The following is a 15,646-nucleotide window of genomic DNA, read 5'->3' as shown; positions in this document are numbered from 1 at the left end:
TTTTATATTCCACCTCACGATTTCAATAGCTTAAAACAATCTTCTGGTGCAAAACCTGCGCTGGTATGATCACGGATTACGCTAAATACACAATGGCAGTGGCTTGCATGTACGTTTACGACGATTTTGACCAGAAAATCGTGGATCAGCGCGTAGCGCAGTTCCGCGATCAAACCCGCCGTTATCTGACCGGAGAACTGACGGAAGACGAATTCCGCCCGCTGCGTCTGCAGAACGGTCTGTATATCCAGCGCCATGCGCCTATGCTGCGCGTTGCGGTGCCGTACGGCGAACTCAACAGCCGCCAGGTGCGGATGCTGGCGCAGATTGCCCGCAAATACGATCGCGGCTACGGCCACTTCACCACGCGCCAGAACATCCAGTTCAACTGGCCGGCGCTGGAAAACGTGCCGCAAATCCTGGCTGATCTGTCTACCGTGCAGATGCACGCCATCCAGACTTCCGGCAACTGTATCCGCAACACCACCAGTGACCAGTTCGCCGGCGTGGCGCACGATGAACTGGTTGATCCGCGCCCGTGGTGCGAGATCATCCGCCAGTGGTCTACCTTCCACCCGGAATTTGCCCACCTGCCGCGCAAGTTCAAGATTGCCGTCAATGGCGCAGTGGAAGACCGGGCCGCGATCCTGGTGCACGACATCGGCATTACCGTGCAGAAGAACGAAGCCGGTGAAGTCGGCTTTGCCGTATACGTGGGCGGCGGCCTCGGCCGTACGCCGATCATCGGCGCGCTGATCAAGCCGTGGCTGGAAAAGCACGATCTGTTGTCTTACCTCGATGCCGTGCTGCGTGTGTACAACCGCTATGGCCGTCGCGACAACAAGTACAAGGCGCGTATCAAGATTCTGGTCAAGGCCATGACGCCGGAAGCGTTTGGCGCCAAGGTCGAGCAAGAGTGGCAGCACACCCGTGGTGGCCCGATGACGCTGACCGACGCCGAAATCAACCGCGTGGCCAGATTCTTTGTTGATCCGGCCTATGAAACCCTGCCGGGCGACGATGCGTCTTTCCTCGCCGCCAAGGCCAGCAACCCGGCGTTTGCCCGCTGGGTAGAGCGCAATGTGTTCGGCCATAAAAAGCCGGGCTATGCCGCCGCCACGCTGTCGCTGAAGAAAACTGGCGTGGCCCCGGGTGACGCCACCGACGCACAACTGGATGCCGTGGCCGACCTGGCCGACGCCTACAGCCTGGGTGAAGTGCGCGTCTCGCACGAACAGAACCTGATCCTGCCGTACGTGAAACAGAGCGATCTGTTTGCGCTGTGGGAAAAGGCCAAAGCCATTGGTTTTGCCACGCCGAACATCGGTCTGCTGACCGACATCGTCTGCTGCCCGGGCGGTGATTTCTGCTCGCTGGCCAATGCCAAGTCCATCCCCATTGCCGAAGGCATCCAGCGCCAGTTTGATGACCTGGATTACCTGTTTGATCTGGGGGAACTGGATATCAATATTTCGGGCTGTATGAACTCCTGTGGTCACCACCATGTGGGCCACATCGGTATCCTGGGCGTCGACAAGAGCGGCAGCGAGTGGTACCAGATTTCGCTGGGCGGCCGTCAGGGTTCGTCGGCTTCGCTGGGCAAGGTGATTGGCCCGTCGTTCGCGCAGGATGATGTCCCGGGCGTGATCGACGAGATCATCAAGGTCTACGTGGAGTCCCGTCACGAAGATGAACATTTCATCGATGTGGTGGACCGCCTCGGGATCGACCCGTTCAAGCAGCGTGTCTACGCCGGCAAGACCCGCGCGGAGGCCGCACAATGAGCCAGATCATCAAAGACCGTGCCATTGTTGAAGACCAGTCTGTCCAGTTGCGCCTGAACGAAGACGGCAGCTTTGCCGACGTGCCGGCTTCCGGCGTGGTGGTGGTGCCGCTGAAGCAATGGCAAGCCCAGCGTGATGCGCTGGTGGCCCGGGGTAATGTGGGCGTGTGGCTGGCCAGCGATGAAGAAGCCGAGACCATTGAAGGCGATTTAGCGCACTTCGCGCTGATCGCGCTGGATTTCCCGGCCTTTATCGATGGCCGCAGCTACTCCAACGCGCGCCTCTTGCGTGACCGCTACGGCTACAAGGGCGAACTGCGCGCCATTGGCGACGTGTTCAAGGACGTGATCCTGTACATGAAGCGCTGTGGCTTCAACGCGTTTGCCGTGCGCGCCGATAAAGACATCCAAGAAGCTTTCAAGGGTCTGGATGACTTCACCGAGTACTACCAGGGCGCCACGGACGAGCCACTGCCGCTGTTCCGCCGCCGCAGCACCGCACACTGAGCGCGCTGATGCAGCAATAAAAAAACCGCCCCTGTGGGCGGTTTTTTTATGGGCGTGCGAACCGGTCAGCCCACCACATACCCGCGTTTGGCCGCAGCGGCCTGCAATTGCGCCAGGAAGTCTGCATCGCCTTCTTGCCAGGGTTCATCCAGCAATTCGGACGAGAGTGTGTTGTTCAGGTCTTCCACGGCGGCCGGGTCGTCCATGCCCCAGTCGATAATGTTTTCACGCACGTGGGTCCAGTCAGCCAGCAGATCGGTCAGTTGCGCAAAGGTCAGCTGGATGCCGGCCACAGAGGCAATGTGGTTGATGGCGGCTTGCGCTTCGCCTTCGGACAGTTGGGTTTCGTCATCCGGCGCAGTAGGACGCAGTGGGTCGATCATGGCGATATTCCTGTTTCAAGACGCAAAAAAGGCGGCGATCTTACCACCTTGCGCCGCCGCTGGTGTGGGCATATGACCACGTTAGGCCGGTTTGGTTGGTCGCTGGGCGGGCAGATGCCCGTATTACCGTTACGCGGTCGTATTGCTGGACATTGTCAAACGTTTTTCGCATAATAGTTGACTTGTCAACGATTGATAAAGCAACTGATTCATGTCTTCACCCAATCTTCCGCCTGCCACCGCTGCAGTCCAGACATTCCGCCAACGCCTGATGGCCATGCTGGGGCTGTGTTTCGTGCTGGTCATGGTGGCGCTGGACCAGACCGTCGTCGGGACAGCCTTGCCGACCGTGGTCGCAGAACTCAAGGGCTTCAGCCTGTATGCCTGGGTGGGGACCAGTTATCTGTTGACCTCCGTCATCACGGTGCCGATCTTTGGCCGGCTGGGCGACGATCACGGCCGCAAGCCGTTTGTGCTTGCGGCGATCATTTTGTTTACCGTGGCCTCCATGCTGTGCGGGATGGCCCAAAGCATGATTGAACTCGTGCTGGCGCGCGCTTTGCAGGGCATTGGCGGCGGCATGCTGGTGGCGACGGCATTTGCCTCGGTTCCGGATCTGTTTCCGGACCCGCATGACCGTTTGCGCTGGCAGGTGCTGTTCAGCAGTGCGTTTGGCCTGGCCAATGCCATTGGCCCGTCGCTGGGCGGTTTCCTGACTGAATACTGCGGCTGGCGCTGGGTGTTTTTTGTGAACCTGCCGGTGGGCTTGCTGAGCGTATGGTTTGTCTGGCGTTACCTGCCACGCATTCGCCATGCCGAACACAAGCCATCCAGGCTGGACTGGCCCGGTGCCTTGCTGATTGCCTTGTTCCTGGGCGGCATGCAATTGCTGGTGGAATGGCTGCCGCAACATAAACAGCCCGCGCTGCTGGCGGTGATTGCGCTGGTGGCGATCGGCTCCCTGATTACCTTGCTGTGGTGGGAGCGCCGCTGCGCTAACCCCATCCTGCCGCTGGACATGTTTACCCACCGTAGTTTGCAGCCCTTGTTTGTGCTGTCGCTGGTCATGGGTTTTTGCATGTTTGCGGTGATGTACTACGCGCCGCTGATGTTCCAGGGGGGCTTTGGCCTTTCCCCCAATCAGGCTGGTTTGCTGGTGACGCCGCTGGTGGTGTTCATTACGGTGGGCAGCATTGTGAACGGGCGCGTGGTGACGCGTCTGCCGCGCCCCAACGTGATTCTGTATATCGGTTTTGCCTTTTTCTGGATCGCCGCGTTCGGCCTGACCCAGACCGTGCTGGGCACGCCGCACTGGCTGATTGTCATCATCATGATGCTGGGCGGGCTGGGGCTGGGTTTGTTGCTGCCCAACCTGACCATCTTTGCCCAGGAAACCGCGCCGCGTACGCAATTGGGGGTATCAACCGCCATGCTGCAGTCCATGCGCATGGTGGGCGGCATGCTGGGCACGGCGCTGATCGGCACCTTTGTCAGCCACCGTTACCATGCCGGCGTGGCCGATCTGCTGGCCGCACAGACGCCGCCGCGGACCCAGTGGACCAATATGCTGGCCGATCCGCAGATTCTGGTGAATCACCTGGTTGCACAGCAATTCTCTGCCAGTGCGACGGCGGCGGGCGCCAATGCCGGGCAACTGCTTGACGCTGCCCGGGAGCAACTGGTTTACGCCATCCACACCGGCCAGTGGGCGGTGGTGGTCCTGATGGTGTTTGCGCTGTACATGGTACGCCGGGTGCCGCCGTTGCAACTCAAGCGCCGCACCATCAAGGTGGAGGCCCCCAGTGAGTGAGACTGAACGCAATCTGTTGCAGCAGATCGGCCCGACCAGCCGCGCCTTGTTTGCGGCGTTTGAAGCGCAGGTGGGGCATGCCATGCCGCGCTGGCGCATCATGCAGGCATTGCAGGACATGAAAGACGCCACGCAAAAAGAACTGGTGCACCGGTTATTGATGGACCCGGGCGCGCTGACGCGGCATATGAAGCAGATGGAGGCTGAAGGGCTGATCCACCGTCATGCTGACCCGCAAGACAACCGGCTGACGCGGGTGGCGCTGACCGCCGCCGGCACTGCACTGATCACCGCGGCCCAACCGCAGCGCCACGCATTCTTTGCCAAAGCGCTGGCCGGGCTGGATCCGGAGCGGGTGGCGATTGCGCAATCGGTATTGAAAGAGGTGGAAGAGCGCTTGCGGGCCATGACCCAGGAGCGGGTGCAGGATTAAGCGTTCAGCCGGCGTCGCCAGGATCATTGGCGGCGCCACCGCGCTTGTCGCCATCGATCAGTTTGCGGGTGAGGGCTTTTTCCAGCCGGCCGCCAAACATCAAGACCACCAGAGCCAGAACCAGGGCGCTGCCGGCAATCTGCCATTCGCCCGCGCCGCAGGCCAGCCCCAGCATGGCCGCCAGCCAGATTGACGCCGCCGTGGTCAGGCCTTCAACGCGGTCTTTCTCGGTGTGATGAATGATCACGCCGGCACCAATAAAACCGATCCCGGTAATCGTCCCTTGCAGAATGCGGCTCATGTCGCTGGCGCTGGCGCCTGCCACGCGGCTGATGGTCAGCACGGCCAGTGCTGCGCCTAGTGCCACCATGGCGTGCGTACGCAAGCCGGCCGGTTTGCGATGAAACTGCCGGTTCAGTCCCAGCAGGGCGCCAAACAGTGCAGCGGCCAGCAAATTGGTGAGCGCATCGGGCAAAGGCAAAAACACCGTCGTCATGTTGGTTCCGTGATCTGTGTGCTGGCTTTATTGTGCGGGGCGCGGCCTGGCAGCTCAAGTCAGGCGGCACTGACCATGGCGCTGGCGCCATTCAACGCCACACTCACACGCTGGCCCACTTTGAGCGCGCCGGCTTCATCGTGGTTCAGCAAGGTGGTTAACGTTTCATTGCCAATGGCGATTACCACCCGCGCTTGCACGCCCGCTGCTTCAATCAGCAGCACCTGCCCCGCCAGGGCGTAGCGGCCCAGCGTATTGGTCTTGAGCAGCACGTCGCGCGGAGTGCCATAGCGGGTAGGGGCGTCGGGCTGCAGATGGGCGACATGGCTGGCCAGGCGAAAGACTTCGCCGGCATCGTGGCTGACAAGGACCGTGGTCAGTTTCGTTTCGGCCAGGATATCGGCCAGCGCATCTTGCAGATCAGCCCGCAGACGCGCATCCAGCGCCGATAGCGCTTCATCCAGCAACAGCAAGCGGGGCTCGCTGGCCAGCGCCCGCGCCAGAGCCACGCGCTGCATTTGCCCGCCTGAGAGTTCGCGCGGGTACCGCCGGGCGTACTGGCTCATGCCGGTCAGCGCCAGCCAGTGGGCACGGCGGCTGGCGTCTGGCCTGGGCTGGGCAAAGGCCAGGTTGCCATCGACGGTCATATTGGGGAACAGCGCAAAGTCCTGGAACACAAAACCAACCTTGCGTGCGCGGGCCGGCAGCATGATCTTGCGGGCGCTATCCAGCCAGGTGTCTTCACCAAACTGCACTGTGCCGCGCAGCGGTTGCTGCAAACCGGCCAGAATGCGCAACAGCGTGGTCTTGCCCACGCCAGAAGGCCCGTACAGGGCCAGACAACCGCCTTGCGGCAAAGAGGTCTGGATCTCCAGCATGCGGCCGGGCAGGGCCAGTGAAAGATCAATCTGCAAGCTCATTGCGCCCGCCTTTGCACACGTTGCAAGGTCAACAGCACCAGGAAGGAGAACACCACCAGGATGGCCGCATAGGTGTGCGCGGCCGGGTAGTTCAGCGCTTCCATCTCCTGGTACAGCGCAATAGAGGCCACCCGGGTCTGATCCGGGATATTGCCGCCCAGCATCAGCACCACGCCGAACTCACCCACGGTGTGAGCAAACGCCAGAATGGCGCCAGCAAACAGGCCATGCCGGGCGTGGGGCAACCACACCCGCCACAAGATGGTGGCTTCGCGCTTGCCCAGCGTGCGCGCGGCGTCCAGCAGATTGGGCGGCGTCTGGCGCAGCGCTGCCAGCAACGGTTGCACCATGAACGGCAGGCTGAACAACACCGAACCCAGCACCAGACCGTTGAAACTGAACACCAGTCGCAGCGAAAAATGATTCAGCAACCAGCCCCCGATCGCGGATGCCGGGCTGAAGGTAATCAGCAGATAAAAGCCCAGCGCGGTGGGCGGCAGCACCAGCGGCAGGCTGATCAGCACCTCTGCCAGCGTACGGCCGCGGCTGCGGGCGCGGGCCAGCCACGCGCACAAGGGCACGCCCAGGAGCAGCAGGATCAGCGTGGTCAGGGTGGCCAGCTTGAGGGTGAGCAGCAGCGGTTGCGGGTCGATATTGTTCAGCACTCGATTCCCATTTCATTGGCTTTGACCAGCCATTCCACGGCCACGCCCGCGGCAAGGTCCAGGCGGCGGGCAGAGCCCGTGGTAATGACGGCATGAATTGGCTGGCCGGCAAAGTCAAAGCGCACGCGCGTCAGCAGGCTGCCGTCTTCCAGGCTGATGACCGTGGCGGCAATGCGGTTGCGCAGGCTGATCTCGCCACCCAGATTGCGGGCAATGGCGACTTCGGTTTCTTTGAAGGCCAGCGTCACTGGCGCGCCTGGCGCGAGGTCAGGTTTGTCCCCCACCAGCATGGCGGAGAACACCTGGCCTTGCGCCTCGGCCTCAATCAGCGTGACGCCGTTTTCATGCTCCAGCGTCAAGAGGCGGGCGGCGATCCGGTTCACGGCAAGCGGTAACCGTTCTGTTCAAAGATGGCGCGCGCAGTGGGGGAGTACAAAAACTTGTAGAAGGCCTGCGCTGCGGCCAGATCGTGATCCTTGGCGTACTTGAGCAGCACTGCGCCTTGTTCGATCGGCGAATACGAACTGGCCGGCACATCAACCCACTTGCCTTTGCCCTTGGCGTCCGGCGCCAGTACCAGTGATTTGGCGGTAAAACCGAAATCAGCCGCCCCGGTCACGATGTATTGCGTGGCCTGGCCGATGTTGTCGCCATACACCAGCTTGGGCTTGGCGGCGTCAGCCAGTTTGAATGTGGTCAGCGCATGGATGGCTTCACGGCCATACGGTGCGGTTTGCGGATTGGCGACGGCAATGTGGCTGACGGCCGGGTCATTGACCAGCTTTTGCCAGTCTTCAATCTTCAGGTCACGGGTGGTCCACACCACCAGCGAGCCCAGCGCGTAAGGCTTGGGGTTTTCCAGCGTCTGGCCGGCTTCCTGCAGTTTTTGCGGGAAATCCATATCGGCCGACAGAAACACCTGGAACGGCGCGCCTTGCGTGATCTGGGTATAGAACTTGCCAGAGGCGCCAAACGACGGCTTGACCTCAATCCCGGACGATTTGGTAAAGGCGCTGGCCAGTTCGGTGAATACGTACTGCAGGTTGGCTGCGACAGCCACGTTGACGGGTTCGGCATGCGCCGTGGCGGAAATCAGCAGGGCAGCGCCCAGTGCGGCAGTTTGAAGCGGGGAAGAAAACCAGGAGGTGCGGGTAAAGCGGGGGGAGGTGAACATCAACTACTCCGTCTTGTCGGGTTGTCGGTCGCCGCCAGTATAACCGAGGCGAAAATGACAAAACGATAATCAATCCGGAGTAGTTGAGCTCTATATCAGGTCAATATTGCGACGCCCTGATAGAAGAAGCCGGCGGGGGCAGACACCAGCCGGCCTGAGCATGCGCTTAGCGGCGGCGGAACTGCGGGCGGTTGTTCGGGCCACCAGGTTGCGGTGCGCGCTCGTCCTTGTGACGGAAGCTCACGCGGCCTTTGGTCAGATCGTACGGCGACATTTCAACCGTCACGCGATCGCCTTCCAGCACGCGGATACGGTTTTTCTGCATCTTGCCCGATGCGTAGGCAATCACTTCAACACCATTGGTCAGAACCACTTTGAAACGCGATTCCGGAAATACTTCTGCGACAGTACCTTCCATTTCAATCAAATCTTCTTTAGCCATTGTTGCTCCAGTCAGGGCTATACAAAAAACCGGAACGCGCTACACCAGCCTTGGCCAGACGGGTACGCATACGCCGGTTTTGCTCGGGTTTGCTGCTTTAAAGGCCACCCGGAACGGTCCAGAACACTGGGGTCATACGAGCGGCAAAAAAGGATTGATGTCGAATACCGACATTAAACCTTGATAATTATACGCCTTTTTGCTGCGTTGCTCCCAACCGGTTGACGGTAAATAAAAAACCGGCCAGCGCAACTGCAGTATGCGGCACGCATGTTAAAACTGTTCCCACTAATTAAAGTCGAAAACCCGGCCTGTGTAGCCACGCGCCTTGCCATGCCTGCTTTCGTCAAAATCCGGCAGATAAAGTCGAAAACCCTGAAAAATCGATCATGAAGGGGATGAGGATTGCCTGGGTTTAGGCGACTCAATGCCTGGCCCCAACAGCAGCCAGGCAAGCAAGAGGGTGAGCCTGATGCCTTCGAGCCTGCAGATTCTGATCTGTTGCGTGGTTGATCCCGGTTAAAGCTGTCGGCAGTTCCGGCGGTGGGGCCGACCCCATGGTTGACTGCAAATCGGCCAAAGCTGACAAATGCCCTGCCATGTCCGTATGACTGCTCCAGTCCAGTACCTGCCATCAGCCACATCTGTGCGAAGCCAACAGGACTGGATGCTAGATCAGCGTGCTTCTCAAATCCGGGGTGACGTCGCTGACAAACTTGGCGACGTCGCCCCCAATATGAGAAGCAGTGCGATTTGGCACCCCTCATTTTGACATCGCGCAGCGGTCAGCAAGTGGCTGTTGCTGTTAGGAGTCAGCTTAAGCAAGCAGCAGTGAATTTCTGCGTCCCCGAGCGCTCGGCCGTCGAATGGCAAAGGTCAAAACGCCACCAATGATCAAACCGGTGAGCATCGTCAGCCACGTGCCCGGTTCGGGTACCGGCGAGGTCACTCCTGGGGTCAACGAGCGCACTTCGACAAGGCTATAAGTACTGCTGAAGCCTTAGTATTGCTCAGAATCCAGTTTTGAATACCATCCAAAGGTTTGCCCCGCTCCAACATTCAAGGTCAAGCTGCCTGAACTAGTCGTCGCTGTAGTAGCAAGCTGATGATCTATTCCCCCCAGGATGTAGCCGAAGCTAGCATTTTGCCAAGGCTCGGCATCCGGGCCACCCCAATCAAAACTCACCGTGGTTGGCGTGGCAAAAGTTTGGGTGTAGGTGGTGAGATACGGCGACGTGGTACCGGTATAAAGCAGAAAATCCATCACATCACCTGGATTGATGGTTTCAGGAATCAACTCCCAGGATGTGTTATCCGTTGTCGTTAAGGTCCAAGCTGCATTTGCTGCTGCGCATAGCAATCCGGCAGCCATACCTACGGCCAGAAGGGGTCTGTTCATATCCACCTCGCGAACAATGTTTTTCACTGATTGCGCTGCCAGAATGGCGACGCACTCCTTGGTCAAACTGACGAAAAAACACGACTGGCATCAGCTTGAACCTGGCAAAGCGAGACAACATCACCCGCTCGGGTGAAGTTCGGCTGCCGTTTAGCGGAGAAAAGGAAAGTGGGTAGATTGCAGTAGATTAACCAGCTCGATCTGGCGATGGGTATCCGTCTTTGCAAAGAGCCCTTTGAGTTGGGATTTGAGCGTTTCCCGAGAAAGATGGAGTTCGGTCGCAATATGCTGGAGGCTCTGGCCCCGGCACAGGTGTTCTGCCAGCCGCGCCTCTGCCGCAGTAAAGCCAAACATCGTACGGTAGGCATGGAACTGGGGAGGCTGAGCGGCAGGTGGCTGCAAATACAACGCCACGCTCGCATGCTTTGCTGCCGTATCTTTTGGCACACCCTTTAATGCGACGAACTCGGCATGGATGAATCGGCCGGCTCTCACACCAAGCCGGAATGTGCCCGGCGTCGGCATCCATGCGTCACTGGCAACAATGGTCGCTTGTAACCTTCGCCTGAAGCCGGGTTGTTCAGCCGGCAAGACAGGGCGGATACATCCCTCGATCTGCTCCAGCACCTGGCCAGACGCCAGCGCCTGCAAGGCAGCTTTGTTGGCATGGACCAGCATTGCACCGGAAGTCAGCAGAAGTACCGGCGTGCGTAGTTGATCCACCATCGTGGACAACGAGCACAGCGTGGTTTCAAGTACTCCCAGACGGAGATGCAGCCGAAACGCGTATTGCAACGTTGGTGCTATCTGGGAAAACCGCTGAAGATCTGCGTCTGTATATTCGCCGTCCCGGTGTGCCCGCATGGCGGAAAGGGTGACTGAGCATCGGTCTCCAAGTGGCAAGGCCACCGCCATGGCATGGCGCGCATCATGCTTGTCCAGAAAATCATTGACCAATGCCGATCGCTCAAACTGCTTCGTGTCGACATGTTGATTGCAAATCACGATCTGGCCAGGATGCCGTGCAATAAAGGGAATACGGGGATCGGTGGCAGCATAGTGGTTCATGTACACCGCAAGATCGGCAGGATCGAAACCAATGACCCGTGAAGACGCGCCGAAACCAATGCCACTGGTGAGTCCGAACTGAAGCCCTCGACTATTTAACTGGAGCCTGACCTCATTGAGCGTGTCCGTCCATCCGGCCATATCGCCGATTGATTCACTAAATGCACTGCCCCATCTTTCCAGCGACATAGGCTGTTCTCCTTGGCATGAACAGTACGAAGAGGACTAGCGGGGGTGTGTAGTTATCGTGCTCCGAGGTGTAAACGATCGACCTATCCCATGGACTGACATTGGCTGACGGTCGGTGGTTGAAAAGGTGAAACCAGCCAGCTCAAATTGTCATCGCCGGTTAGATCCGGTTTCAGGCGTGAAGTCATTTGGCGCAGCGATGAGGTGCAAAGTCCGTTCTGAGCGAAGGGCTGGGGGCAGGTCCTGGACCGAAGCAGTCATACGGGCATTGCTGCGGATTTTGGCCGAATTACTGTCCGCCCAACCAGCTGCGCGCGGGTCATCGGCTGGTTGAATCCACAATCCAAAGCGGACGGGCGTTTTCGCCTGGTCAGGAGACTCTAACTCCCGTCCGCCTTGGTGATTTACCCTAGTTGAACCTGCTCGATACCTCTTGGTATCCACGCCAGATCAATCGCCGGCCTGGTTGGCGCATACAGATGCAGGATGGCAAAGAAGCCACGCCCTGGCACAGTAGCTAGCCAGTTCCGGTCTTTATCCTCTGGTGCTTTCGGGTCGACGTAGAGCATAGTGCTGCCGCAGGCCGCGACTTCGTGGCGCAGTGCAAAGACTTCAAGTTCATGATGTCTGCGAAGCGGTGCTATCCGATCGGGAATGTCCACCTGCTGCTGCTCGCCACCCTGTTTTACGAGCGCATCAAAGATGCCTTGGACGTGCTGAAGACGGATGCCTTGCTAGACCCCCGGTAGCCGGGGCTGCAGGTCCTGGCCTGCAGCGCGATCAATCCCGGTTCTGCTATCGGGGACTGCGACGGGCGTTGATCTCTGGGGGCGGGCAGGAGTCTGGGGCAGGGTGGACGCGTTTTTATTCCCGGCACGTTGCAACCAGTCTTCCCATAAGGGATGTGCTCAAAATTGTCGCATTCACATCCAGTTATCCGGCCCCAAATGTCGACTTGATGTCTTTCACCATCTGTCCGATATCATCCGAAGTCCGGCCAGCGAGCCCGGAGTTCCAGGCATCGGCGATATGCTGGCGGGCGATGGCATCCCCACCGTCCGCCAGCATGAGCGCACCCCGCGTGGTACGGTTGAGTTCAATCCTGGCATGCGCATGCAACCCTGCTACCAGGCCTTGTAGCGCAGTATCAAGCGCACCGGATGCGGCCTCTTGTCCACTCACTTCGGGGGCCTCGGCAACCAGTTGATCTGCCGGGACATCGCGTAAATTGTCACTCCAGACGTCGGCATGGCCAAAGTGATCGGCAGTGGCAACGCGCTTGCCGAGTGCCGGCTTGCTCCGCGACAAGCCGAACAGGTCACAGATGAATGCCAGCAATGACGTATGGTCATACACGGGTTTGTCTTTATCTGACCTCACGACGCCCTGCTTGATCCAGGGGGACACGAGCACAGCGGGTACCCTGACACCAAGTCGTTTGAAATCAAATTTGGCGTCTGCAGGTTCATCATCGGGTGCGATGGTCTCTGGCGGTTCAACATGGTCGTAGAACCCGCCATGCTCATCGTGCAGCAGCACGAGCAGCGATTTCTTCCAGACCTCGTCTTCGGCACGCAGGGTGTTGTATATCTCGACGACAAGCCCGTCGCCCCGTCGTATGTCTTCGGGCGGATGTTGCGAATTGGCCTTGTTGAGATCACTGCTGTAGTCCGGTTCGATCCATGAAAAGGCCGGCAGTGTATGTGCCTTCACATCCGCCTTGAACTGGCTCAGCGGCTCGTGGCGATTCGATCCCTTGAGTAACACACTCAGGGGGACGGTGTAATCGCTGTAAATCTTGTGCATGCCGCCGCCCAGAACGGAGAAGATACTGTTTTTCCCAAGCTGGGCGGCGATTGAACGCACTGCGGTGATCACGCTGGCTGGTCCATCTGGCATATGAAGCTTGCCATGGCAGCTCCCCATCATTGCGAAGAACCGGTTTGGCCATGTCGGCCCTGGCACTGATGCAAACCAGCGATCACTGACTGCAAATTGGGTAGCAAGCGAATGGATGCCCGGAAGGCTGCCCTTGGGGAAGTAATTCATGACCGTTTGCACGATTGCTCGTTGTTCATCGGGGAACAGCGTACCGTATCCCTTGATCAATTTTGCGGTCGCTAAAGCGTCAATTGCAAACCCGCTCATATCGAGGCTGGCGTACCCGAGTTGCAGTTGTACGTTCTCGAATTCGTGCTTGGGATCGAATTTGTGCGGCGATTGAAAAACCGCCGCTGGGGTCTGAAAGAAGGGCGTACCACCAGGCTCAATCAGATTGAAGTTGTAGCCGGATGCACCGTCCACGTCATCGACCGGAATGTCACCAAGCATATGGTCAAACGATCGATTCTCCAGCATCAACACAATGACATGTTTGATGTTGGCCGTACTGGGATGCATTGCCATCATTCCTCCGCCATTAATCAGGCCTGGCGCCTTGCTGCATCAGGGCGCAATCTTGTTTGGTTATAGGTAGGGTGTGCTTCAAAGCACAAATACTGGTGCATTGCGCTGGGCCACCATCGTGGTCCAACTTGCTTTTCCTTGTTGTTGTCGCTATGACAGACGAAAGACAGGTCATCCCCGGGGCCCGGGATGATCAGCCGGTCAGGGAGCGCTGCTCCAGTCGACGAGTTGCACCAGCAGGAGGATTGATGGCTGCCAACGGAAAGCGTCCTTCCAGTCGCAAGTATGCGGTGTTGATGACCCTGCTTGTGGTGGCTATCTATGGGGGCGGCACAGCATTGGCCCTTGCAAACTGCGGCCTCTCGTCTTGGTGCCTGAATGTTGTCGCGACATTGTTCTTTTTGGCCGGAACAGGAAACATCATCGTAGGGCGTCCTGATGGCATCCTCATCGACAGCCGCAACGTCATCTCGTTGGCCCGTTTGCAGATGACTGCGTGGACGGTGCTGGTACTGTCAGCGCTCTATACCGCTGCCATGATGAATGCGGCCACAAACGTCAGCGAGGCCCTCAACATCGAGCTTCCAGAGCAACTACTCTGGTTGATGGGGATCAGCACGACCTCCCTTGCTGGCTCCGCCCTGATCTTGAGCACGAAAAAAGGGGAAGACCCGAATACCGGGGAGATGGACCATACTTTCGAACTGGTCAACGACAATAGCAAACGCGACGCAGGCGCCCTGACCAATCAAGGCCAGCTTGTTGCCAATATGAGTCCCAGCCAGGCTCGCTGGATTGACCTGTTTACCGGTGAAGAAATCGGGAATTACGCGCAGATTGATCTAAGTCGGGTCCAGATGTTTTTCATCACCATCCTTGTGCTGATTGCATACAGTGCGATGCTGGGCAGCAATTTGCACCACTATGATGGCCATGACCTGATCAAACAGTTCCCGGCATTGAGCGGTCAACTGGTTGGGCTGATTGGCATCAGTCATGGAGGCTACCTCGTCATCAAGGCGGTACCCCACAGTCAAGGGCCGGATGATGCTGCGAACAACCCCGGCCGGACCGCTGCAGCTGCTGAGCAGCCCCCCTTGGGGTGAGACATGCCCGACCAGAGCCTCTTCCCGATCACTGCTGATTACCTGCCATCCAGTACAAAACGGCGGTCGGGTGCGTTGATTACGCCGGGCGTGCGCTTTGTTGTGGCTCACGATACCGGCAATCCAGGTTCAACGGCTGCCGAGAATGTTTCGTATTACAAGCGCAGCTGCAACGCAGAGAGCGCGTCAGCCCATGTATTCGTCGATGATCGCAGCATCATTGAATGCATTCCAGCACTGACCTCGGATCATCCGGAAAAAGCATGGCACGTGCGCTACGTAGTCCCTACTGACAACCAACTGTATGGCTACGATGCGAACGATGCGGCGATCGGCATTGAGTATTGTTTTGGACCCAATATCAACGCCGATGAGGCTTATCGCCGTTATGTCTGGGTGCTGGCGTATACCTGTTTGCGCTACGGTCTGGATGCCAGCAAATCGATTGTCGGGCACTTCTTCCTTGATCCGCAACGGCGCACGGATCCGGTCACCGGCCTGGCGCAGAGCAGGCGAACCTACGAGCAATTGCTTCGTGACGTTGCTGCGGAGGCTGGTGCGCCCGGCGCCGGGCAGCCGCTAGCCGTGACTCCGCCAGATCGACAGGGCTCAGTGACCACAACCGCAAAACTCAACCTCAGGGCTGGCGAGCCCAGCCGGCTGGCACCGGTGGCGCGCACTGTTCCGAAAGGGATGGCACTGGCGTATGTCGGCTGGACCGATGCTGGTGAGCCGGTCAATGGAAACCCTCGGTGGTACAGGACAAGTGCTGGCGAATACTTCTGGTCTGGCGGGGTAGGCTAGTGTCGTGAGGCACTGCCACTATTGCTTTTATCAATGCACTTGGCTTGACCGGAACGAGTTT

Annotated in this window: 18 protein-coding genes; 6 read left to right on the top strand and 12 right to left on the bottom strand. The window is 58.7% G+C overall.

What is annotated here, in order from left to right; translation table 11 throughout:
* Positions 1–107: 107 nt before the first annotated feature.
* Both IEX57_RS07975 and IEX57_RS07970 read left to right on the top strand, forming a co-directional pair.
* Positions 108–1,784, top strand: coding sequence for a nitrite/sulfite reductase (locus IEX57_RS07975; protein WP_188703749.1), 1,677 nt, complete (start codon positions 108–110; stop codon positions 1,782–1,784).
* On the top strand, positions 1,781–2,290 hold the full coding sequence (locus IEX57_RS07970) for a DUF934 domain-containing protein (protein WP_188703748.1): 510 nt from the start codon (positions 1,781–1,783) through the stop codon (positions 2,288–2,290). The genes IEX57_RS07975 and IEX57_RS07970 overlap by 4 nt, the downstream gene beginning before the upstream one ends.
* A gap of 65 nt (positions 2,291–2,355) precedes the next feature.
* On the opposite strand, the gene IEX57_RS07965 is transcribed toward IEX57_RS07970, so the two are convergent.
* A complete protein-coding gene (locus IEX57_RS07965; protein ID WP_188703747.1) occupies positions 2,356–2,673 on the bottom strand; it encodes a hypothetical protein in 318 nt (105 codons plus the stop codon).
* A 211-nt stretch (positions 2,674–2,884) separates the two neighbouring features.
* Between IEX57_RS07965 and IEX57_RS07960 the strand changes: the two genes are divergently transcribed.
* Together IEX57_RS07960 and IEX57_RS07955 are read left to right on the top strand one after the other, a co-directional pair.
* On the top strand, positions 2,885–4,483 hold the full coding sequence (locus tag IEX57_RS07960; protein ID WP_229708917.1) for an MDR family MFS transporter: 1,599 nt from the start codon (positions 2,885–2,887) through the stop codon (positions 4,481–4,483).
* Complete coding sequence (locus tag IEX57_RS07955) at positions 4,476–4,916, top strand: MarR family winged helix-turn-helix transcriptional regulator (protein ID WP_229708916.1); 441 nt, start codon at positions 4,476–4,478, stop codon at positions 4,914–4,916. Before IEX57_RS07960 ends, IEX57_RS07955 begins: the two co-directional genes overlap by 8 nt.
* Before the next feature lie 4 nt (positions 4,917–4,920).
* Here IEX57_RS07955 and IEX57_RS07950 read toward each other — a convergent pair whose 3' ends face one another.
* The 11 genes from IEX57_RS07950 to IEX57_RS07905 all read right to left on the bottom strand — a co-directional run bounded on the left by IEX57_RS07950 (position 4,921) and on the right by IEX57_RS07905 (position 13,669).
* Positions 4,921–5,412 (bottom strand): MgtC/SapB family protein, encoded by a 492-nt coding sequence (locus IEX57_RS07950; RefSeq protein ID WP_188703746.1) that lies wholly within the window; start codon positions 5,410–5,412, stop codon positions 4,921–4,923.
* Between the two features lie 59 nt (positions 5,413–5,471).
* Complete coding sequence (locus IEX57_RS07945; RefSeq protein WP_188703745.1) at positions 5,472–6,332, bottom strand: sulfate/molybdate ABC transporter ATP-binding protein; 861 nt, start codon at positions 6,330–6,332, stop codon at positions 5,472–5,474.
* Positions 6,329–6,997 carry a molybdate ABC transporter permease subunit gene (modB, locus tag IEX57_RS07940; RefSeq protein WP_229708915.1) on the bottom strand — a complete coding sequence of 223 codons (669 nt, stop codon included), beginning with the start codon at positions 6,995–6,997 and terminating at the stop codon, positions 6,329–6,331. The genes IEX57_RS07945 and modB overlap by 4 nt, the downstream gene beginning before the upstream one ends.
* Positions 6,991–7,380: a TOBE domain-containing protein gene (locus IEX57_RS07935; RefSeq protein WP_188703744.1), complete on the bottom strand. Its 390-nt coding sequence runs from the start codon at positions 7,378–7,380 to the stop codon at positions 6,991–6,993. The genes modB and IEX57_RS07935 overlap by 7 nt, the downstream gene beginning before the upstream one ends.
* Positions 7,377–8,171: a molybdate ABC transporter substrate-binding protein gene (gene modA / locus IEX57_RS07930; protein ID WP_188703743.1), complete on the bottom strand. Its 795-nt coding sequence runs from the start codon at positions 8,169–8,171 to the stop codon at positions 7,377–7,379. The genes IEX57_RS07935 and modA overlap by 4 nt, the downstream gene beginning before the upstream one ends.
* A 166-nt stretch (positions 8,172–8,337) precedes the next feature.
* Positions 8,338–8,613, bottom strand: a complete 276-nt coding sequence (gene infA / locus IEX57_RS07925; protein WP_188703742.1) for a translation initiation factor IF-1 — start codon at positions 8,611–8,613, stop codon at positions 8,338–8,340.
* An 817-nt stretch (positions 8,614–9,430) separates the two neighbouring features.
* Entirely contained in the window at positions 9,431–9,562 is a 132-nt protein-coding gene (locus tag IEX57_RS21405; protein WP_188703741.1) for a PEP-CTERM sorting domain-containing protein, read from the bottom strand.
* A 51-nt stretch (positions 9,563–9,613) separates the two neighbouring features.
* Positions 9,614–10,039 carry a hypothetical protein gene (locus IEX57_RS07915; protein WP_188703740.1) on the bottom strand — a complete coding sequence of 142 codons (426 nt, stop codon included), beginning with the start codon at positions 10,037–10,039 and terminating at the stop codon, positions 9,614–9,616.
* A 123-nt stretch (positions 10,040–10,162) separates the two neighbouring features.
* Positions 10,163–11,269 carry a helix-turn-helix transcriptional regulator gene (locus IEX57_RS07910; RefSeq protein ID WP_188703739.1) on the bottom strand — a complete coding sequence of 369 codons (1,107 nt, stop codon included), beginning with the start codon at positions 11,267–11,269 and terminating at the stop codon, positions 10,163–10,165.
* A 404-nt stretch (positions 11,270–11,673) separates the two neighbouring features.
* On the bottom strand, positions 11,674–11,931 hold the full coding sequence (locus IEX57_RS21400; protein WP_373285164.1) for a DUF1214 domain-containing protein: 258 nt from the start codon (positions 11,929–11,931) through the stop codon (positions 11,674–11,676).
* Positions 11,932–12,202: 271 nt separating this feature from the next.
* Entirely contained in the window at positions 12,203–13,669 is a 1,467-nt protein-coding gene (locus IEX57_RS07905) for an alkaline phosphatase family protein (RefSeq protein ID WP_188703738.1), read from the bottom strand.
* A 254-nt stretch (positions 13,670–13,923) separates the two neighbouring features.
* Between IEX57_RS07905 and IEX57_RS07900 the strand changes: the two genes are divergently transcribed.
* A complete protein-coding gene (locus IEX57_RS07900; RefSeq protein ID WP_188703737.1) occupies positions 13,924–14,781 on the top strand; it encodes a hypothetical protein in 858 nt (285 codons plus the stop codon).
* A gap of 3 nt (positions 14,782–14,784) precedes the next feature.
* Positions 14,785–15,585, top strand: coding sequence for a peptidoglycan recognition protein family protein (locus IEX57_RS07895; protein WP_188703736.1), 801 nt, complete (start codon positions 14,785–14,787; stop codon positions 15,583–15,585).
* The last annotated feature ends 61 nt before the right edge of the window (positions 15,586–15,646 follow it).

Origin of the sequence: Silvimonas iriomotensis (assembly GCF_014645535.1) — a bacterium.
Taxonomy (GTDB): Bacteria; Pseudomonadota; Gammaproteobacteria; order Burkholderiales; family Chitinibacteraceae; genus Silvimonas; species Silvimonas iriomotensis.
The sequence above is the reverse complement of the archived record's forward strand: the minus strand, read 5'-3'. Positions and strand labels throughout refer to the sequence as shown.